Source organism: Streptomyces sp. 796.1 (assembly GCF_047525675.1).
Taxonomy (GTDB): Bacteria; Actinomycetota; Actinomycetes; order Streptomycetales; family Streptomycetaceae; genus Streptomyces.
This window is the reverse complement of the sequence record NZ_JBLIWA010000046.1, coordinates 1-21028: the sequence shown is the minus strand read 5'-3', so window position 1 is coordinate 21028 and position 21028 is coordinate 1. Positions and strand designations below refer to the sequence as shown.

14 protein-coding genes are annotated in these 21028 nt (G+C 73.9%); 12 read left to right on the top strand and 2 right to left on the bottom strand.

Features of this window, described 5'->3' with window-relative positions; all coding sequences use genetic code 11:
* Positions 1–164: 164 nt before the first annotated feature.
* The 7 genes from ACMA1D_RS26855 to ACMA1D_RS26825 all read left to right on the top strand — a co-directional run bounded on the left by ACMA1D_RS26855 (position 165) and on the right by ACMA1D_RS26825 (position 9149).
* Positions 165–1427 (top strand): trypsin-like peptidase domain-containing protein, encoded by a 1263-nt coding sequence (locus ACMA1D_RS26855; RefSeq protein WP_414726586.1) that lies wholly within the window; start codon positions 165–167, stop codon positions 1425–1427.
* Between the two features lie 532 nt (positions 1428–1959).
* Positions 1960–2721: a response regulator transcription factor gene (locus ACMA1D_RS26850; protein WP_414726585.1), complete on the top strand. Its 762-nt coding sequence runs from the start codon at positions 1960–1962 to the stop codon at positions 2719–2721.
* A gap of 122 nt (positions 2722–2843) precedes the next feature.
* On the top strand, positions 2844–4466 hold the full coding sequence (locus ACMA1D_RS26845) for a sensor histidine kinase (protein ID WP_414726649.1): 1623 nt from the start codon (positions 2844–2846) through the stop codon (positions 4464–4466).
* Between the two features lie 207 nt (positions 4467–4673).
* Positions 4674–6074: a hypothetical protein gene (locus ACMA1D_RS26840; protein WP_414726584.1), complete on the top strand. Its 1401-nt coding sequence runs from the start codon at positions 4674–4676 to the stop codon at positions 6072–6074.
* Positions 6075–6793: 719 nt separating this feature from the next.
* A complete protein-coding gene (locus ACMA1D_RS26835) occupies positions 6794–7516 on the top strand; it encodes a hypothetical protein (RefSeq protein WP_414726583.1) in 723 nt (240 codons plus the stop codon).
* Positions 7513–8217 (top strand): tRNA-dependent cyclodipeptide synthase, encoded by a 705-nt coding sequence (locus tag ACMA1D_RS26830; RefSeq protein ID WP_414726582.1) that lies wholly within the window; start codon positions 7513–7515, stop codon positions 8215–8217. The genes ACMA1D_RS26835 and ACMA1D_RS26830 overlap by 4 nt, the downstream gene beginning before the upstream one ends.
* Complete coding sequence (locus tag ACMA1D_RS26825; RefSeq protein WP_414726581.1) at positions 8214–9149, top strand: squalene/phytoene synthase family protein; 936 nt, start codon at positions 8214–8216, stop codon at positions 9147–9149. Before ACMA1D_RS26830 ends, ACMA1D_RS26825 begins: the two co-directional genes overlap by 4 nt.
* Positions 9150–9738: 589 nt before the next feature.
* On the opposite strand, the gene ACMA1D_RS26820 is transcribed toward ACMA1D_RS26825, so the two are convergent.
* Entirely contained in the window at positions 9739–10650 is a 912-nt protein-coding gene (locus tag ACMA1D_RS26820) for a GNAT family N-acetyltransferase (RefSeq protein WP_414726580.1), read from the bottom strand.
* A gap of 291 nt (positions 10651–10941) precedes the next feature.
* Here ACMA1D_RS26820 and thrS point away from each other — a divergent pair, with 291 nt between their 5' ends.
* Entirely contained in the window at positions 10942–12165 is a 1224-nt protein-coding gene (gene thrS / locus ACMA1D_RS26815; protein WP_414726579.1) for a threonine--tRNA ligase, read from the top strand.
* A gap of 363 nt (positions 12166–12528) precedes the next feature.
* Positions 12529–13260, top strand: a complete 732-nt coding sequence (locus ACMA1D_RS26810) for a hypothetical protein (protein ID WP_414726578.1) — start codon at positions 12529–12531, stop codon at positions 13258–13260.
* Between the two features lie 325 nt (positions 13261–13585).
* Here ACMA1D_RS26810 and ACMA1D_RS26805 read toward each other — a convergent pair whose 3' ends face one another.
* Positions 13586–15409, bottom strand: coding sequence for a bifunctional metallophosphatase/5'-nucleotidase (locus ACMA1D_RS26805; protein ID WP_414726577.1), 1824 nt, complete (start codon positions 15407–15409; stop codon positions 13586–13588).
* 556 nt (positions 15410–15965) lie between these two features.
* Between ACMA1D_RS26805 and mshD the strand changes: the two genes are divergently transcribed.
* The 3 genes from mshD to ACMA1D_RS26790 form a co-directional block, all read left to right on the top strand.
* On the top strand, positions 15966–16901 hold the full coding sequence (gene mshD, locus ACMA1D_RS26800; protein WP_414726576.1) for a mycothiol synthase: 936 nt from the start codon (positions 15966–15968) through the stop codon (positions 16899–16901).
* A gap of 1008 nt (positions 16902–17909) precedes the next feature.
* Complete coding sequence (locus ACMA1D_RS26795) at positions 17910–20444, top strand: RNA degradosome polyphosphate kinase (RefSeq protein ID WP_414726575.1); 2535 nt, start codon at positions 17910–17912, stop codon at positions 20442–20444.
* A gap of 73 nt (positions 20445–20517) precedes the next feature.
* Positions 20518–21028 (top strand): CHAD domain-containing protein (locus ACMA1D_RS26790; RefSeq protein ID WP_414726574.1); only part of this gene is annotated, 511 nt, incomplete at its 3' end.

Sequence of the window (21028 nt, the reverse complement as noted above, 5' to 3'; positions counted from 1 at the left end):
CTGGCAGGAGGCGGCCCGGGCGGCGCGGGCGTCGTACGGGGCGCATCACTGCGGCGTTCCACCCACCCCCACGGCCCCGCTTTTACGCCGCCCCTACGGGGTTCTGTCGGCCTTCTCAGGTCGTCCTCAGGGAGTTCTCATAATCGGGCAGCACAGTCATAGCCATGACCGAGAACCTCCGCCGCGACGGCGACTTCGCAGCCCCCGCCCACCCAGCAGGCTCCGTTCCCTCCGCCGCGCCGGCGGAGGGGGCCCGGGTGCCGCACGCGCCGACCTGTGCGCCGCAGCCCCAGGGCCAGGGGCCGTACGCGGCCGAGCCGCCGACGGAGGTTTTGCGTCCGGTGGGGTCGCAGGACCAGACGCAGGTCCTGCACTCGGGCGGGCCGCAGGGCCAGGCGCCGCACCCGGTGGCGGGGTCGGCGCACGGGGGGTTCGCGGGGTACGGGGCGCGGCCGGATTCGCCGCCCGCGCCGCCCGGGGCGGTGCCCGGTGGGTACGCGGGGTTCGGCGCGGGCGCGTCCGCCGGGCCGCCGCCCGGTGGGGTGGTGGGGGCCGGGCGCCCGCGGGGGCGGCGTACCGGGGTGCTGCTCGCGGCCGTGGCGCTGGTTTCGGCCGTGGTGGCGGGGGCCGCCGGGGCGGTCGTCGGCAGTCGGCACGACGGGGGGCCGGGCAACGGTTCGGCGGCCCCGGTGGTGAGCGCCGGCGTCAAGGGCGGCACCGGCGACGTGTCCGCCGTCGCCAAGGCGCTCGCCCCGAGCATCGTGGAGATCGCGGGCACCACCAGCGAGGGCAGGTCGCTCGGGTCCGGCGTCATCATCAGCTCGAACGGCGAGATCGTCACCAACAACCACGTCGTGGCCGGCGCCGACGAGCTCACCGTGACGCTCAGCGACGGCACGCGCAAGCGGGCCGAACTGGTCGGGGCCGACGCCGGGAAGGACCTCGCGCTGATCAAGCTGGAGAACGCCAGCGGGCTGCGCGCCGCCGCGCTCGGCGACTCCCAGCAGGTCAGGGTCGGTGACGAGGTGGTGGCGATCGGTTCGCCCGAGGGGCTGACCGGCACCGTCACCAGCGGCATCGTCTCGGCGCTCGACCGTGAGGTGACGGTGGACGGCGGCAACGACGACCAGGGGCAGCGGGGCAACGGCGGCTGGCCGTTCGAGTTCGAGGGCCGGCAGTACAACGGTGACGTGGGCCAGTCCAAGACCAGCTACCGGGCCATCCAGACCGACGCCTCGCTCAACCACGGCAACTCCGGCGGCGCCCTCATCAACATGAAGGGCGAGGTCATCGGCATCAACTCGGCCATCTCCACGCCCTCGTCGATGGGCGGCTCGGGCGGCAGCGTCGGCCTCGGCTTCGCCATCCCCAGCAACACGGTCAAGGACGACCTCGCCGCACTCCGCGGCGGCGGCACCAACGTCTGACGGGCGCCCGCACGTCCGGCGGCGGCGCTGGGCCCGTGCCTCCCGAAGCCGATCCGCAGTCGGCCCGGGAGGCGCGGGCCCCGTCCTCAGCGCCGCCGCCGGCGCATCACCGGCTGGGCAGCATCCGTCGGGGCAGCACCCGTGTCGTACCTGCGCACCGGCTGAGCAGCGCCGGCTGGGCAGCACCTGCGCAGGTACGGCGTGACCCGCGTACGGCCTCGTACCGCACACCACGTGCTTCGTACGGCGTGCTTCGTACGGCGCACCCGCCTGGCCCCACGCTCCGTGCTCGTACCGCACCCGCGACCCAGCACCCGCCACCCGTACCCGTACCGCCCCGCCCCCCCGGGCTCCCGCCCCGCCGCGCCACGGGCCCGGCCGCTGTCGTCCACACGACGGCTCGTGCCCCCTTCCGTGCGAGGCTGAAGGGCGGGTGCGGTGGTCACGCCAGGTCACGGCCGGGCGGTGGCGCCGCAGCCGCCCGCCCCAGGTCTTTGCGCAGCCGCGCCCGTACCCGTGAAGGAAAGCCGCGATGAACCCCGCCGAGCACGGTGAGCGCCCCGCCCGCATCCTCGTCGTCGACGACGAGCCGGCCGTCCGGGAGGCGCTGCGGCGCAGTCTGGTCTTCGAGGGGTACGAGGTCGTCGAGGCCGTGGACGGGCTCGACGCGCTGGAGAAGGCGGAGGGCTGCGCGCCGGAGCTGATCGTGCTGGACGTGCTGATGCCGCGGATGGACGGGCTGACGGCCGCCAGGCGGCTGCGCGCCGCGCGGGTGACCGTGCCGATCCTGATGCTGACGGCCCGCGACACGGTCGGCGACCGGGTCACCGGGCTCGACGCGGGCGCCGACGACTACCTGGTCAAGCCGTTCGAGCTGGACGAACTGCTGGCCCGCATCCGCGCGTTGTTGCGCCGCAGCTCCTACGCGAGTGCCGCGGCGGGGGAGCCCGAGCCCGGCCCCGGGCAGGTGCTGGACTTCGCGGACCTGCGGATGGACCTGGCGACGCGGGAGGTCACCCGGGGCGGGCGGCGGGTGGAGCTGACCCGTACCGAGTTCACGCTGCTCGAACTGTTCCTGGCCCACCCGCGGCAGGTGCTCACCCGGGAGCAGATCCTGAAGGCCGTGTGGGGATTCGACTTCGAGCCGTCGTCCAACTCGCTGGACGTGTACGTGATGTACCTGCGCCGGAAGACCGAGGCCGGCGGCGAGCCGCGCCTTGTGCACACCGTGCGCGGCGTGGGCTACGTGCTGCGCGCCGACGAGCAGCCGGCCGGGCGGGGGGCCGCCGAGTGAGCGCCCCCACGCCCGGGTCCCCCACGCCCGGGCCCGCCGACGCAGGCCCGCCGCCGCCCGCTTACCCGCCGCCCGCCTACCCGCCGGGCGTCACCGGCGCCGGCAGCACCGCCACCCTGCCGCTGCGCCGCCCGCGTCCGCTGCTGCGCTCCCGGCTGCCGCTGCGCGGCCGGCTCGCGCTGCTCACCGCGCTGGCGGTGGCCTTCGCCGTGGCCCTGTCCGCCGTCGCCTGCTGGGCGATCACCCGCGAGCAACTGCGCGACGAACTCGACAAGTCGCTGCGCAGCGTCCAGGTCAGCGTCTCCTACGTCCAGGACACGCTGGAGCGGTGCGCGCGCGGCGAGACGGAGCCGGGCCGGGGCGCCGCCGCGCCGAGCGTGCTGTACGTGCAGATCGTCGGCCCCGACGGGGCCCGGTGCGTGGGGTTCGGCAGCAAGCCGGTGAAGCTCGCCAAGTCGGACGTGCACGTGGCCCGCGGCCTCGTGGACGACGAACTGCGGGACGGCCGGACCGACGGCGGCACGCCGGTGCGGGTGCTCACCAAGCACTACGTGGCCGGCGGCACCGGCTTCGCCGTGTCCCTGTCCCGCCCGCTCACCGAGACCAACAGCGCCCTCGACACGCTGGCGCTGGTGCTCGCGGTGGTCGCCGGGGTCGGCGTGCTGGGCGCGGCGACCGCGGGCCTCGCCGTGGCCAGGGCCGGGCTGCGCCCGGTGGACCGGCTGACGGGGGCGGTCGAGCACATCGCGCGGACGGAGGACCTGGCCACCACCATCCCGGCGGAGGGCCGGGACGAGATCGCCAGGCTTTCGCGCTCGTTCAACTCGATGACCGCCGCGCTCGCCTCCTCGCGCGACCGGCAGCAGCAGCTCATCGCGGACGCCGGGCACGAACTGCGCACCCCGCTCACCTCGCTGCGGATGAACGTCGAACTGCTCGCCCGCAGCGAGGAGACCGGCCGCCCGCTGCCGCCCGACGACCGCAAGGACCTGCTGGCCAGCGTGAAGGCGCAGATGACGGAGTTGGCCTCGCTCATCGGCGACCTCCAGGAACTCTCCCGCCCGGACGCCCCGCCCGGCAGCGGCCCGCCGTCGGTCGCGGCCCTGCACGAGGCGGCGGACGCCGCGGTGCGGCGGGCCAGGCTGCGCGGCAAGGACCTGGAGATCACGGCGCGGCTCAGCCCGTGGTACGTGTCGGCCGAGCCCGCCGCGCTGGAGCGGGCCGTGATCAACCTGCTGGACAACGCGATCAAGTTCAGCCCGCCGGGCGGCACCGTGGACGTGGTGCTGCACGGCGGCGTGCTCACCGTCCGCGACCACGGCCCCGGCATCCCGACCGAGGAACTCCCGCACGTCTTCGACCGCTTCTGGCGCTCCCCTTCGGCCCGCAGCCTGCCGGGCTCGGGGCTCGGCCTGTCCATCGTGGCCCGTACGGTGCAGCGGGCCGGCGGCCAGGTCGCGCTGCGCCAGGCGGACGGCGGCGGCACGGTCGCGGTGCTCCACCTGCCGGGCGTGCCGCACCCGCCTCCGGCGCCGCCGACCGAGGCGCCAGCGACGGTGCCAGCTACGGCGTCAGCCACGGCGGGCCCGCCGGGCGCTCCGGGTTCACCGGACGCGTCGGGTTCACCGGGCGAGCCGGGCCGCTCGGGCGCATCCGCCCCACCGAACTCACCCAACTCACCGAACTCACCGAACTCACCCCATTCACCGAACCCACCGGCCCCACCCGGCGCCCCGCGCTCGTAACCCTCCCCGCCACGGCGTCCCGTTCGCAGCGCCGCCGCCACGGCGTCACGTCCGCGACCTCACGAGAATTGTGGGAACTCGTGGGAACGCGCAGGCGGTCCGCGGACAGGAAAGGAGTGAGGGCGCCGAGTGGCCCCTCGGTCCGGGGCCGCGCCGGGTGTGATGCGGCGGGGGCCCGGGCGTTGGTGCTCGTCGAGAGGACGTACGGTGAGTTTGCTCAGCACGGAATCCGGTGCCGCCCGCCGACTGCGGACCGGCCTGGTCGTCGGCGCGGCGCTGGTGGTCACGGCCGCGACACCCGCCCTCGCGGTGGCCCCCGGGGACGGCCCGGGCCCGGCCGCGGCGCAGGAGGGGCCCGGCCACGGGCCGACCGCGTTCGGCTCCGGCCCGCTCCACCGGGCCGCGGACGGCGCTCTCGCGTTCGACGCCGGGCGCTCGGGCCGCCCCGCCGCGACGCCGCCCACCCTCACTGACTCGTCCGGCGCCCCGTCCGGTGGCCCGGCGTCCCGCGCCGCCGGCTGGCGGGAGCGGACGATGGCCGATGCGGACGCCTCGGGCATCCGCCTGACGCGCGTGGACGAGCACGTCACGTGGGCGTCGGGGATGCGCTTCGACTGGTACGGGGAGAGCTTCGACTTCGTGCCCACGCTCTGGGAGCGCGACGACCGCAAGGGCGACGGCTGGAAGGAGCGGGCGACCATACCCGGGCCCGACGGGTACAACCAGCGGTGGAACGACGTGGACGCCTCCTCAAGCCGCAGCGCGGTGCTGGTCGGCGACTACCACGAGCCGTCCGGCGGCGTGGTCAACCAGAGCTGGAACGGCCGGGCGTGGAAGAACTCGGTGGCCCAGGTGCCGAAGGACACGATCGGCGCGGGCTTCCTGGCCGTCGACGCGCGCACGGCGACCGACGCCTGGGCGACGGGCTGGGCCCAGGTCCCCACCGGCGACCCGGACGACAGCAAGAACGTGGGCCTGCTCAGCCACTGGAACGGCACCCGCTGGACCGCGGCCAAGCTCCCCGCCATCGGCGGCGACCGGGACGGCTGGCACCTGGTCACGGTGACCGCGCTGGCCGCCGACGACGTGTGGGCGGCGGGCTCGGTGTACGGCGAGGACGGCACCAGGCCGCTCCTGGTGCACTTCGACGGCAAGCGCTGGAGCGAGGTGCGGGTCCCCGAACTCGGCGACGTACAGGCCCAGTTCGATGACCTGGCGGTGGGCCGGGGCGGCGTGGTGTGGGCCGGCGGCACGACCAAGAGCGCGGACGGCACGCTGGGCGCCTTCGCCCTGCGGTACGCGGGCGGCACCTGGAAGCGGACCCCGCTGCCGGCCGGCACCGCGCCGGTCACCGCGGTCACCGTGCAACGGGACGAGCCGGTGTTCCTGGTCGACGCGGACGCGGGCCGGATCGAGGCGGTACGGGGCAACGCCGCCGGCACCCGCTGGGCCTCGCTCGGCCTGGGCGACGCCGCCGCGCCCCCGCTGAACGCCGTGGACGTACTGGCCTCCGGCGACACCATCGACGTACTGGGCCACCGCCCGCCGAACGGCGGCACCGGACGGATCGGCTTCCCGGTCGTCCTGACCCAGGCCACCTCCTCCTGACCGCCCCGGGCGCCGGGCCCCGCCACCGGCGGAACCACGGGAATCAGCGGGACCAGCAGAATCGGTAAACCGGCAAAGACCGGAAGAGCCAGCAAAAACCAGGGGCCCGACCGCCCGTGCGGCGTCGGGCCCCTGGGCGTGTCTGCGGCCCTCTTCGGCAGCCTCCCGCCGGCACGGCAAGACGGCCGGTACCACGGCTGGGCGAAGCCGGGCCGAAGCGCGCCGATTCCGCCGCCGATTTCCGCACGCATTTCAGCACCGGTTCCGGAGTCGGTTTCGGGGCCGGTTTCGGGGCCGGCGCCGCCGGCGTACCGAAGTGGGTCGGGCCGGGCCGGGTACCGGAACCCCACGGCAGTGCTGCGGCCCCTACGCCGCGCGGGCCGACGCCGCGCGGCGGGGCGCACGCGTGCCGGGAGCGACAGTGTTCACGCAGGTCACGGGCGCGGCCGGGGATCTCGCCCGACGCTAGGGGCCGCGGTCCACCGCGCCCGCGGGCGACGGCGCGCAGCAGCGCCCCGCGTAGCGGAACGCGCCGACAAAAGGATTCGCCAACGCTCCTAAAAAACACATGAATAGGGGGCTCTCGCGGGCGCCAGCCCCAACTGGCGGCCCGCCCATCGTGCTCCCGCACGCCGTTGTGACCTCGCCGCATTCCGCTGTGCAATCGAAAGGCCCGCCGCGCTCCGTGGCGATTGGTCGATGTGGTGCTGAGAGGGGACATGGTAGACGGCATCCGTATGTTGCTCGCCGCCGTATGCGGCCTGTGTTGGACCATCACCTACGTGTTGGCGGTCCGGAGCGGGCTTCGCGACAAAACGTACTGCATTCCGTTGGTGGCCCTGGCGATGAACATCTGCTGGGAATTCCAATTCGTCTTCTTCAGATCAGCCGACCACATGTCGGGCAGCAATTCCGACGTCGGTGGCGCCGAAGTCGTCATCGGCGTCATCTGGCTCATCGTCGACTGCGGGCTGCTCTACACCGTATTCCGGTTCGGCCCGGGAGAATTCCCCTTCCTGCCGCCGCGCCTCTTCTACGCCGGATTCGTCGTCGTGCTCGGCCTCGCCTATGCCGGGATCGAAGTGCTCTCGCGCGAGTTCGACGACGGGGACGTGGTGCTGACCAGTTTCGGGATGAACGTGGCCATGTCCGGCCTCTTCCTCGCGATGTTGGCGGCACGGGGGTCGAGCCGGGGCCAGTCGATGGGCATCGCCGTCTTCAAGTGCGTGGGCACCGCGGCCACCTGCGCCGCCTGGTTCCTCGACACCTCGGAATACCCGGGCCCCTGGCTGCCGTACTGCATGACCGCCTGTTTCGTCCTGGACGTCGCGTACATCGGGGCGCTCGCCACGGTGCTGCGCGCCGAGAAGGAAGCGGAAGGCGGCCGGGAGGTCGGCGAACGACCCATGCCCAGGGACATCGAAAGGAACGCTTCGCTGTGACGAACTCCAACCCTTCGACGCTCGCGCCCAAGTTCACCACCGAGCCCCTGACGGAGCAGTGCCAGACCGTCTGCGCTCGGGGCGAGCACGCCCTGGTGGGGGTCTCCCCGGGCAACAGCTACTTCAGCGAGGAGCGCCTGACCGAACTCCTGGGCTGGGCCGCGAGCCAGTTCCGGCACGTGGACGTGATGATTCCGGACTCGGCGCAGCTCCACACCTGGCTCGCCCTCGGATACGCCCCCGGCCGGGCGCGCCGCAAGGCGTACGGGGAGGCGTCGCGCATCTACAACCGGGTCACCCGCGCCTGGCAGGCGGTCGGCGCCCCCGAGGACGTGGTGTTCGGCCTGCACCGGCTCTCCGAGATCGAGGTCAGGCCCGCCTACCGGAGCCTGCTGCGGCGGACCGAGGACGCGCTCGACGCGGATGCCGAGACCCGAGAGAGCTACCACCGGGTGGTGCGCCAGGTGCTCCGCAACCATCTGAACGGGGCGGACCCGACCGAGGCCCAGACCGCCGAGGCCGCCCGCTACCTGATTGCCGAGACGCCGTTCCTGATCGACACGCCGCAGGTCATGGAGGTGGCCGCATCCACCGCCATCTACCAGCACCGGGTGGAGTTCATCGACCGGATCTACGCGGAGCAGACCCCGCTGCGCCGGCAGGAACAGCAGGCGTTCGTCGTCGTTCGGCCCGTCTCGTGACCCGGCAGGAGTGGGACGCGGCCGAACTCCACGACCCGCTGCTGCGCGAGGCGTACGCGCTGTGCGAGACGATCCTCCAGGAGGAGAACCACGCCGCGCACACCTGGATGCGGGACCAGCTCAGGCCCGACCGGCGGCCGTACTGGGACGCCATGATCGCCTTCTGCGGGCAGGCGGACGACATCGCCGATGCGCACGGCGTGCCGCTGGCGGAGCGGTTGCGCCGCTACGACGCCTTCACCGACGGCTTCTTCCGGCTGCTGCACGCCACCCGGCACGCGCCGCCGGCCACCGCGCTCGGCCCGCTCGCCGGCGAACCCGGCCGGCGACCGGCGGCCGACCAGGCGAAGCTGGTGAAGCTGGCGTTCTGCGACTTCGTGCACACCTGGCAGCTCTGCGAGGTGGGCGTGCGCCAGGCCGGCGACGCGCTGCGGGCGGACCTGACGACCGAAACGTACGACACGGTGTACGCGCTGGAGCGTTACATGCACGGTGTCAGCGGTGAACCCGCGCGCTGGCTGGCCGTCCTGCTCGGACAGCGCGGGCAGGCGCTCGACGAAGGGTGTCAGAACGCGGCGATAGCCTGGGGCTTCGGCATCCAGACGCTCGATTTCCTGCTCGACATCGCGGACGACCTCAGGATGGGCAAGCTGTACGTCCCGCTGGAGGACCTGCACCGCTGCGGGCTGACCCGTACCGAGTTGGAGCGGGCGGTGGCCGCCGGGGAGGCGTCGCAGCCGCTGCGCGACCTGATCGCCAGCCAACTGGAGCGGGTCCGCGGGTACTTCACCGCCGCCGAGCGCTGGCTCGACCGCTCCCGCCCGGCCGGCTGGGACGCCATCCGCCAGTCCCTGGCCGAGGGGTGGGCGACCGTCGACCGCCTCGCCTGCTGCGACCACGACGTCTTCGCCCTGACGGCGGAATCCACCTAACGGGGAGCGGGACCGCGGCCCCCCACCCGCGGCCCCGACCGTCCGCGGTAACGACCCACCACAGCCACCGGCCAGAGCAACCCACCCGCGGGAACCGGGCGCAACAACCCACCCACGGCAACCCGGTGCAACAACCCACCCGCAGCACCCACCCCACAGCAATCCGCCGCACCCACCCCGCCCCACACCCCCCACACCCATCCACACCAACCCACGCGCGCCGTGCTGCCCGTGAGCGACCAGCGGGCGGCGTGCCCCGTCCGCTGGTCGCTCGACGCCGTGTCCCGGCACCGCCTCCCGCCGGGGACGCGGCACCCCTGCCCGCCGGTCGGGCGGCGACCCATCCGCCACTGGGCCGCCTCCCGCCGGCCGGGCCCGCCCGGGCGGTGTGGACGCCGACCCGCCCGGGCGGCGTACGCACGGGGCGGGGCGCCGACGCCCGGACGCGCTAGCCGGCGATGCGCGCGCCAGCGGACCGTGCGCTAACCGGCGATGCGCACCGCAAGCCGCGCCAGCGGCCCCTGCCTGCCAGCAGGCACCACACCGCCAGCGCGGCAGCCCGCGCCAGCGGCAGCCGCGCGCCAGCCGCTCAGCCGCCGTAGACGTACGGCGTCGTCGTGGCCAGGTGGACGAAGCCCAGCCGTTGCAGGATGGGGCGGCTGTCGTCGGACGCGTCCACCTGGAGGTAGCGGTAGCCGCGTTCGGCGGCGATGCGGGCGCGGTGGGCGACCAGGGCGCGGTAGATGCCGCGCCCGCGCCAGGCCGGGGCGGTGCCGCCGCCCCACAGGCCGACGAACTCCGTGCCCGGGTAGAACTCCATGCGCGCCGCGCAGACCGGCTCGTCACCGGCCATGACGACCGTTGCGACCAGCGTGTCGGTGCCGGCGGTGACCTGCTCGGCCAGGCGCGCGTGGAACGCGCTGGCGTCGGTGCCGAACGCCTTCTGATGCACCTCGGCCATCAGCCGTACGTCATCCGCGTCGCGCACCGGGCGCAGCGTCACGCCGTCCGGCAGCCGCACCTCGGTCGGCTGCTGCTGCACGTCGGCCACCAGCAGCGCCTCCGCGGGCTCGGGCACGAAGCCCGCCGCCCGCAGCCGGTCCGCGAGGTCGGCCGGCTCGTCGTAGTCGTACAGCTTCCACTCGAAGGAATGGCCGAGCGCGCCGAAGTGGCGGATCTGCTCGGCGATGGCCGCATCGGCCGTGTCCGCGTCGAGCTGCGACCAGAGCACCCCGTTCCAGCCGCTTGCCGTGCTGGTCTGCCGGACCACGCCGGAGATCCGCTCGACGCGCGAGGTGGGGCCGTCGGCCGGTGCCTTCTCCCGCAACTGCCGGTCGAACTGCGCCCGCAGCCGGGCCCGGTACGCGGGGTCGACGCCCGAGTCGCCCGCGTCGCCCGGGGCGGCAGGGGTGGGTGCGGTCTCCGGGGCGTCCGCGGCGTGCGGTGCGGTCGCGTCGTGGGGTGGTTCGGCCGGCGCTGGGCGCGGATCACTGTGCTCCATGCGGCACACCCCAGCACGGGGCGCCCGGCCCGGCAACGCGTTTTCCCGCGCGAGAACCGGACCGGCAACGCTTTCTCCCGCTTCTGCCTGCCACGAAAAAACCAGTGGCCGACCACCGGGGCCCGGCTGCTACGGTCGCCGGCATGATGCAGCGCGCCGCACGTACGACGACGCCGGAACGAGTCCCGGCGCGCTGATCCCTGTCTTGATCAACAGCCCCGGGGCGAGTGCCCCGGGGCTGTGTCGTGCACGCAGCCGTGGCCGCCCGCCCCGCACCCGGAGGAGGCCCCCGTGCACGACCACCGCAAGCTCGGCCGCGAGCTCGAACTCTTCGACACCGACCCGCTGATCGGCGCCGGACTGCCGTACTGGCTGCCGGACGGCGCGACCGTGCGGCACGCCCTGGAGGAGTACGTCCGCGAGGCGGAACGGCGCGCCGGCTACCGGCACGTGGCGTCGCCGGTGCTCGGCAAACGGGAGCTGTACGAGATCTCGGGGCACTGGGAGCACTACAGCGCCGACATGTTCCCGCCGATGGAACTCGGCGGCGAACAGGTCGTGCTCCGCCCCAGCCTGTGCCCGCACCATGCGGTGATCTACCGCTCCCGCTCCCGCAGCTACCGTGAACTACCGCTACGCATGGCCGAGTTGGGAGGCATGTACCGCTCGGAGCTGTCCGGGGTGCTCGGCGGGTTGACCCGGGTGCGGGCGATCAACCTCAATGACGCGCACCTGTTCTGCACCCCGGAGCAGGTGGTCGACGAGGTGCTGGGCGCGCTCGGGATGATCGACCGGGCGTACGCGGCGCTCGGCATCTCCGCCGCCCGCCACCGGCTCTCGCTGCCGGGCCCGGAGCAGCCGTCGGCCGCCACCCCCGACTCCTGGCGGCGCTCCACCGAACTGCTGGTCAGCGCGTTGGACCGGGCCGGTATCCGGTACGAGGCGGCGCGCGGCGAGGCCGCGTTCTACGGGCCGAAGATCGATGTGCAGATCGCGGACGCGGCGGGCCGCGAGTCGACCCTGTCCACCGTGCAGATCGACTACCACCAGCCGGAGCGGTTCGACCTGACCTACGTCGGTGCGGACGGGGCCCGACACCGGCCCGTCATGGTGCACCGCAGCATCATCGGCAGCGTCGAGCGCGCGGTGGCCCACCTCATCGAGGTGCACGGCGGTGCCTTCCCCGGCTGGCTCGCCCCCGTCCAACTGGCCGTGCTGCCGCTGACCGACGCGGAGTCGGGGCCCGCCGAAGCCGTCGTCGAGCGTTGCCTCGAACGCGGCCTGCGGGCCGAGGTGCTGGGCCCGGAGCGCGGCACCCTCGGGGCCCGGGTCCGGCTGGCGCGGCGGGTCCCGTACCAGGCGGTGATCGGCGCCCGGGAAGCCGCCGCCGGCGACCTCGCGCTGCGGCTGCGCGACGGGCGCAGGATCGAGGCGCGGCCGGTGGACGAGGTGATCGACCGGCTGGCCGCGCGGATCGCCGCGCGCGACGGGGCGCTGTGGGACGCGGGGGAGTAGTGGCTTGGGGGGCCGGCCTTGCGGGGAGGCGGGCCCCCTCCAGGCGGGGCGGCCGGGCGCGCCGCGGGCCCGGCCCGCGCGAAGGGGCGTGACGGCGTCAAAAGCGTTGAGCGGCTTGCCTGGAACGGCGGGTCGAATGGACTGATCCATGGTGTATTTCAACTGATCCACGGAACACCGCAATGCCCCTGGAATTCCCCGACCGGCCTGTGGAAAGGTCGAAGGCGGTCGGGGAAACGCCTTGCCGGGTACGGCAGTTGGCGCAGGTCAGTCCCGTCGTGGGCGGCTTTTCGCGCCCTCGGCGAAGGGCGCCCCGCACACCCTCTTTCTCGGTAGGACAGGAACGGTAATTCCGTGCGAAAAATGACGTCGATCGCCGCGTCGGCGGTTGCGGTACTCGCCCTCACGCTGACCGGCTGCGGTGGCGACGACGATGATGCGTCAACGGCGGCGGGGAAATCCGATGCGCCGGCCAGTCAGCCCGCCGGAGCGGACGGTTCCGGCACCCCGGAGGCGAGCGCGTCCGCGGCGGACGAGCGGGCCGGGGACGGGGCGGCGAAGAAGCCCGGGGCGTCGCGGCCGGCCGCTCCGGACGACGCTCGGGACAGCCGGCGGTCAGAGGAGGCCCGGCCACTGGCGGCAGATTCCGACGGCGGCGCGAAGAGCGACACGAACGAGAAGGGCGATCAGACCAGCGGCACGGGCGGCAGCGCCGACGGCGGCAGCAAGGACAGCGGCAGCGGCGCAAAGACGAAGGACAACGACAAGGCCGGCAACCAGGCCGGCGACCAGGCGGAGCCGAAGGACAAGGCGGGCGGCGGCCAGGCCACCTCGCTCCAGGGCACCTGGTACCACGTGGCGAGCAAGGCCGCCGGCAAGCTGATCGCGATGCACGTCAACGGCAGCGCCGTCACCATGTCGGCCAACGGCAAGTCCTGCTCCGGCACCGTGACCGCCGCGGGCTCCCTCACCATGACCTGCGGCGGCGACTCGATGACGGGCACGGCCAAGCTGAGCAACGGCGGCGAGAACCTGGCCTTCAAGTGGACCGACGGCAGCACGGACGGCTTCCAGCGCACGAAGCCGGCGGTGTAGCGCCCCGGGCGGCGAAGGCCCCGCCACGAGGCCGAACCCGCGCCCCTACGGAAAACCGGCCCCCACCCGTACGGAATCCCGCGCCTTCCACCCCGCACGGAAGGCGGCCCACCTCGTGCGGAAGACCGGCCCCCACCCGTACGGAAAGCCAACCCCCACCCCGTACGGAATCCCGCAGCGCCCCACCCCGTACGCGGCGGGCCGGCGCCGCAAGGCCGAGGGCCCGCACCCCCGAAGACGGGGTGCGGGCCCTCGGCCCGTGGTGCGGGCGGGGAGGGGCGGCGGCAAGGCCGCCAACCGCCCTCGCCCCACCAGTGCTACCGCACTACTTGACGACCGTGATCCGGTCCGCCTCGGACGGCACGAGCGGCGCGCCCGGCTTGGAGTTGGCCTCCAGGTAGGCCGTGAAGACGTCCAGGTCGGAGGGGCCGACCAGCTTGTTCTTGCCCTCCTTCAGGACCGGGAAGCCGTCGCCGCCGCCGGCCAGGAACTCGTTGACCGCGACCCGGTAGGTCTTCGTCCCGTCGATCGGCTGGCCGTTCAGCCGCACCGAGTCGGTGACGATCCGGTCCGCGCCGGCCTTGGTCAGGTCGAGCGTGTACGTGAGGCCCTTGGACACCTGGAGGATGCGCGGCTGCTTCTCGTTGACGCCGCTGACCTGCTGGCGCAGCACGGTCAGCAACTGCTCGCCGGTCAGGTCGAGCACGTTGGTCATGTTGGTGAACGGCTGGACGGTGAACGCCTCGCCGTAGGTCACCACGCCGTCGCCCTCGGCGCCGGCCGCCTTGTACGCCAGGTCGGCGCGGATGCCGCCCGGGTTCATGAACGCCACCTGCGCGCCGCCCTTGTCGGCCGGTGCGAGCCCGGCCAGTTGCGCGTCGCTGATCAGGTCGCCGAGCGGCGTCTCGTACGCGTTCAGGCCGCGGCCCTGGATGTCGGCCGAGATGTAGCCGACCGGCCGGTTGGCGACCGGGGCCGCCAGCTCGTTCCAGCGCTTGATGAGCGCCGTCATGTCCTTGGCCTTGGCCTGCTCCCGGTCCACCACGTGGTTGGCGGACTCCACGCTGGTGCGCACGATGTCGCGGGTGCGGCGGTCGTAGGTGAGCGTGGTGTCCGTGTACAGCCGGCCGAAGGAGGCGGCCGATGTGACGGTGCGCGGCACGCCGTTCGGGTCCGGGATGGTGCACGCGTACGCCTGGTGGGTGTGGCCGGTGACCAGCGCGTCCACCTGCGGGCTCACGTTCTTGGCGATGTCCACGATGGAGCCGGAGATGCCGTCGCCCGGGCCCGGGCTGTCACAGTCGTAGTTGTACGAGTTGGACGCCGGCAGCCCGCCCTCGTGCACCAGCGCGACGATCGCCTTGACGCCCTGGCGGTTGAGCTCCTTGGTGTACTTGTTGATCGTCTCGACCTCGTCGTGGAACTTCAGCCCCTTGACGCCCTCGGCCGTGACCACGTCGGGCGTGCCCTCCAGGGTGACGCCGATGAAGCCGATCCGGACGCCCTTGTGCTTCCACACGGTGTACGGCTTGAGCACCGGCTTCCCGGTCTTCTCGCTGGTCACGTTGGCCGCGAGGTAGGGGAAGTCGGCGCCGCGGAACCGCTTGCCCTTCTCGTAGCAGCCGTCCTTGGGGTGGCAGCCGCCGTTCTGGATGCGGGTCAGTTCCTTGATGCCCTCGTCGAACTCGTGGTTGCCGACCGAGGAGACGTCGAGGCCCAGCTTGTTCATGGCCTCGACGGACGGCTCGTCGTGGAAGAGGCCGGACAGCAGCGGGCTGGCGCCGATCATGTCGCCTGCGGCGGCCGTCACCGAGTAGCGCTGGCCCTGCCTGGCCTTGCGGAGCGAGGTGGCCAGGTACTCGACGCCACCGGCCGGGGTCGCCTTGGTGGTGCCGTCCGGCAGGGTCTGGGTGACGTTGCCGGCCGAGCCCTGCGGGGGTTCGAGGGTGCCGTGCAGGTCGTTGAAGGAGAGCAACTGGACGTCCACGGTCCGGCCGTGGTGGTGGCCGCGGTCCCCGCCGCGTGCGGGTGCCTCGGTCTCGGCGCCCGCGGGCAGGGCGGTGGTGAGCACGCCCGCAGCCGCGGCCAGGACCGCCGCGGCTGCGGTGAGGTGGCGCGCCGCGCGACGGCGCCCAGGAGTGGCTGGCATGGTTTCCCCTTCACGACTGCGGATGCCGCGCGGGTACGGCCCGGGTCCCGGACGCCGACTGACCACCGCGCGGTGCAGGCCCGCAGCATAAGGTTTACGCGCGTAGCGGGGCAGGAGCGCGGAGGTTACGAACGGGTGGCGCCTTGCCGTGCGCCTTCGTACGGGCCGATGGCGGGGGCTGTGGGGGCCGGAGCGGCCGGCGTGACCTGTGGGGCGTACCGGACCGTGCCCGGCGGGGCCGGCCGCGGGCCGGATGTGGACCGGATGGGGACCGGGTGCGGGCCGGACACCGACGGGCCGCCGGCCGGACGTCGACCGGCTCGCGGGGCGACCACTGCGGATGGCGGAGCCACCGGTCCCGCACGGGCACGATCCGTCGTACGTCCCCACCGCACAGGGCGCAGCCACCCCGCGGGAGCCCCTCCACCGGGAGCAGCCACCCACAGGGAGCAGCCACCCCACAGGGTTGCGCGGGGGGTGCGCCCCCGCCGGGGCGCAACCGCCCCACCCGCTCCGCCGGAGCCTGGCCCGGAAGGCGGGGTCGTAGGCTCGTCGCATGACTGACGAGGTGCAGGGGCCGGGCCGGCAGCGGCGGATCGACGTCGTGGACGAGCTGACGCCGGAGCAGGCGGCCGAGGTGTTGGAGCTCATCACGGAAGCGGCCGGTACCGACGGCCAGCCCGCCGTGTCGGAACAGGGCCGGCTACGGCTGCGCGGCGGCAGCCGCCCCGGCGTACGCCACGTGCTGTTGCGCGGCGAGGCCGACGCGCTCGGCGGCTACGCCCAACTGGAGGACACCGACCCGGTGGAGGCGCCGGCGGCCGAGTTCCTGGTGCGCCCCGGCTGGCGCGGCAAGGGGCACGGCCGGGCGCTGGGCAGCACCCTGCTCGGCGAGTCGGGCAAGCGGCTGCGGGTCTGGGCGCACGGCGGCCACCCGGCCGCCCGCCACCTGGCCCAGGTGCTCGGCCTCGCCCTCTTCCGCGAACTGCGCCAACTCCGCCGCCCGCTCGGCGAGCAGGCGCTCACCGAGATCGCCGAACCGACGTGGCCTGCGGGCGTCACCGTCCGCACCTTCGAGCCGGGCGCCGACGACGCGGCCTGGCTCGCGGTGAACGCCGCCGCCTTCGCCCACCACCCCGAACAGGGCTCGCTCACCCAGCGCGACCTGGACGACCGCAAGGCCGAGGAGTGGTTCGACCCGGCCGGCTTCTTCCTCGCCGAACGCGCCGGCCGCCTGGTCGGCTTCCACTGGACGAAGGTGCACCGGGCGGAGGGCCTGGGCGAGGTGTACGTGGTCGGCGTCCACCCCGACGAACAGGGCAGCGGCCTCGGCAAGGCCCTCACCGCCACCGGCCTGCGCCACCTGGCCGGCCGCGGCCTGCCGACCGGGATGCTGTACGTCGACGCGGACAACGTGCCGGCGGTCACCGTGTACGAGCGCCTCGGCTTCACCACGTACGAGACGGACCTGATGTACCGCACGGAGAGCTGAGCCGGCCAGGGGGGGCGGGGTCCGGGGCGGGCTGGTCCCGACGGGGCGCGCGGGGCGGGTTGGTTGGGGCCGGGTCGGCCGGCTGGGGCGGCGGGCCGGGGTCCGGCGGGCCGGGGTCCGGCGGGCGAATCCCGCCCCCGGCGCCCCGCCCTGTGGGCCCCACGGAACCGGAGCGCCCGTCCGGCCCTCCGCAGCCCCGCGTACCCCGTCGAAGTCACCCGCACGGCGCACGCACCCGACCGCAACGGAAGACCGTGCCGAACGCCGGGCCGGGACGCCGGAACGGGACGCGGCCGACCGGCGGCCGGGCCGCCGATGACGAACCCACCGCGACCCGCTCCAACCCACCACGACCAGACCCCTGCCCACCACCGGCCCGCACCGCGACCCGCTCCACCCCACGCCGGCCCCCGCCCCGGCCCCCCACCGGGCCCACCCGGAGCCCACCCCGAGCTCGTCGCGGCCCCCACGCCAACCCCCACTCCCACCCTCACCGCAGCACCGGTCCCAACCGCCCCAGCGCGCCGCCGGCCGATACCGGCCAGTGGCGCCCTGGTAGCTGGCCGCGGCGGCCGGTCGGGGGCGCCGCCCGGGCCCGCCGTCCCACCCGCGGCGCAACCCCGGTCACCCGTCCCGCGCCCCGCCCCGGCCCGGGAAACCACCCCGGCCCGCCCGGTCGCACGGACGCACCGGACGCGTGAAACCGGCTGGATGGGGCACGTATCCGGGGCGCCCGTGCGGCGCGGGTCCGCGGGGGCCGTGAGCCGAGGTGCGCCGGGCGCTCGTGGGCCCTCGTACCGGCCCCGCCGGGAGATGCCGTGGCCACCGGGGCGAGGGGACCCGCTTGCCTGACAGCCATGTGCCCGTTACCGGCGATTCAACGTCGCTTGCGAGCATCGCTGAATGCAGCCCGCTGTGCCGAATGCCCCGAACCGGAGGCTCCAGGCCGTACCGCCTCCCGCTCCGTCCGCCGAGCCCGCACGGCCCGGCGCGCGGGAGAATAAGGACATGCAGCAGTCTTCCGGGGAACGTGCCCCTTACCCCCACGAAACCAGTGCCCACGACTCGTCCCGGCCGCAGGGTCAGGGGACGGCCCAGGAGACCCCCGCATCCGAGGCCGGCCGTTCGGCCGCCCGGAGCCCGCGCGGCGCCCGCCGCACCGCCCGTGACACAGCCGGCCCCGCCGGCCGAGCGGCGGCTGCGACCGGCACCGGCGACGCGGTACCCCAAGGCAGCACCGGCTCGCACGCGGTCACCGCACGTGCGGCCTCGAACAACGGAGCACCAGCCATTCACGGCGCACACGGCACGCCCGAAACCGACCCGTCCGGACGTCCCGCACCCCAGCCATCCATCGGTTCCATCGCCGCCCACCGCCCGCACGCGGTCGGCGCCCCCACCACCCGGGACCTGGAGCCTGACATCGACGCCGACCTGGACGCCTACCCCGGCCAGAGCGCCGACGAGGCCGACGAACTGCCCCAGGGCCGGTTCCTGGACCGCGAGCGCAGTTGGCTGGCGTTCAACGAGCGGGTGCTCGAACTCGCCGAGGACCCGGCGACGCCGCTGCTCGAACGGGCCAACTTCCTGGCGATCTTCGCCAACAACCTCGACGAGTTCTTCATGGTCCGGGTCGCCGGCCTCAAGCGCCGCATCGCCACCGGCGTCGCCACCCGCTCCGCCTCCGGCCTCCAGCCGCGCGAAGTGCTCGACCTGATCTGGAACCGCACCCGCGAGCTCATGGCCAGGCACGCCGCCTGCTACCAGACCGAGGTCGGCCCCACCCTCGCCGACGAGGGCATCCACCTGGTGCGCTGGGGCGAGCTGACCGAGAAGGAACAGGAGCGCCTGACCGCGCTCTTCAAGAAGCAGATCTTCCCCGTGCTGACCCCGCTCGCGGTGGACCCGGCGCACCCGTTCCCGTACATCTCGGGCCTCTCGCTCAACCTGGCCGTCGTGGTCCGCAACCCGGTCAGCGGGCACGACCACTTCGCCCGGGTGAAGGTGCCGCCGCTGCTCAGCCGCTTCCTGGAGGCGTCGCCGCAGCGGTACGTGCCGCTGGAGGACGTCATCGCCGCCCACCTCGGCGACCTGTTCCCCGGCATGGACGTGCTGGCGCACCACATGTTCCGGGTCACCCGCAACGAGGACCTGGAGGTCGAGGAGGACGACGCGGAGAACCTGCTCCAGGCGCTGGAGAAGGAGCTCATGCGGCGTCGCTTCGGCCCGCCGGTGCGCCTCGAAGTCGAGGAGACCATCGCCCCGTACGTGCGCGACCTGCTGGTGCGCGAGCTCGACGTGTCCGAGGCCGAGGTCTACCCGCTGCCCGGGCCGCTCGACCTGACCGGGCTGTTCCGGATCGGCGGCCTGGACCGGCCCGAGCTCAAGTACCCGAAGTTCGTCGCCGGCACGCACAGCGACCTCGCCGAGGTCGAGTCCGCGTCGCCGCCCGACATCTTCGCCGCCATGCGCGAGCGCGACGTGCTGCTGCACCACCCCTACGACTCGTTCTCCACCTCCGTACAGCTCTTCCTGGAACAGGCCGCGGCCGACCCGGACGTGCTGGCCATCAAGCAGACGCTGTACCGCACCTCGGGCGACTCGCCGATCGTCGACGCGCTGATCGACGCGGCCGAGTCCGGCAAGCAGGTGCTCGTCCTGGTGGAGATCAAGGCGCGGTTCGACGAGCAGGCGAACATCAAGTGGGCCCGCAAGCTGGAGGCGGCCGGCTGCCACGTCGTCTACGGCCTGGTGGGCCTGAAGACGCACTGCAAGCTCTCGCTCGTCGTACGCCAGGAGGGCGACACGCTCGTCCGCTACTCGCACGTCGGCACCGGCAACTACCACCCCAAGACCGCGCGGGTCTACGAGGACCTGGGGTTGCTGACCGCCAACGCCGAGGTGGGCGCTGACCTCTCCGACCTGTTCAACCGGCTCTCCGGCTACTCGCTGCGCGAGAACTACCGGCGGCTGCTGGTCGCCCCCAAGTCGCTGCGGGACGGCCTGATCAAGCGGATCAACAAGGAAGTCGCCAACCACCGCGCCGGCAAGCCCGCCTACGTGCGCATCAAGGTCAACTCGATGGTGGACGAGGCCATCATCGACGCCTTGTACCAGGCGTCACGGGCGGGCGTGCAGGTGGACGTGTGGGTGCGCGGCATCTGCGCACTGCGCCCCGGCGTCGCCGGGCTCTCCGAGAACATACGCGTGCGCAGCGTGCTCGGCCGCTTCCTGGAGCACTCCCGGGTGTTCGTGTTCGGGAACGCCGGCGAGCCCGAAGTGTGGCTCGGCAGCGCCGACATGATGCACCGCAATCTGGACCGGCGGATCGAGGCGCTGGTGAGCGTCGTCGACCCCGCCCACCGGGCCGCGCTCAACCGGCTCCTGGAGACCGGAACATCGGACTCCACCGCGTCCTGGCACCTGGGCCCCAGCGGCGACTGGACCCGGCACGCCGTCGACGCGGACGACCGGCCGCTGCGGCACGTACAGGAGATGCTCATCGACGCCCGGAGGCGCCGGCGTGGTTCAACAGCGACATGACCTGGCGGTCGAGGTTACGGGGGCCAGGCAGGGTCCCGTCACCGGTGCCGCCTCCGGTACCAGGGGACACGAAATGACGGACTACGCCATGGGTTCAGCGGTCACGAGCAGCGGCCAGGGCCGGGCGACGACCACCGCGGGCGAGGTGCTCTCCCGCTATCTGCACGCGCAGGCGGGGGACTTCCTGAGAAGCCTGCGCCTGCACCGCGAGAGCGGCTCCGACGCGGAGGAGGCGGTGGAGGCGGCCCGGCTGCTGCGCCAGTCGGCGCGGCGGATCAGCGGCGTGCTGTACACCTACCGGCCGCTGACCGACCCGGTCTGGGCCGACCAGCTCAGGGCCGAACTCGCGTGGCTGTCGGGCGTGTTGGCGCGCGAGCACGCGTACGCGGCGCGGCTGGCCCGGCTGCGCGGCGCGCTGCACCGGCTCTCCGGCGCGCCGGTGCCCGAGCCGCTGGCCGAGCGGGCGGCCGAGGCGCAGCCCTCCGGTACGGCCTCCGGCACGGAGAACGGCGCCGGCCCCCGCCCGGTGCGCGGCGCCCGCAACCACGCCGCGGCCACCGGCGGGCCCGCCGTCTCGGCCAGGC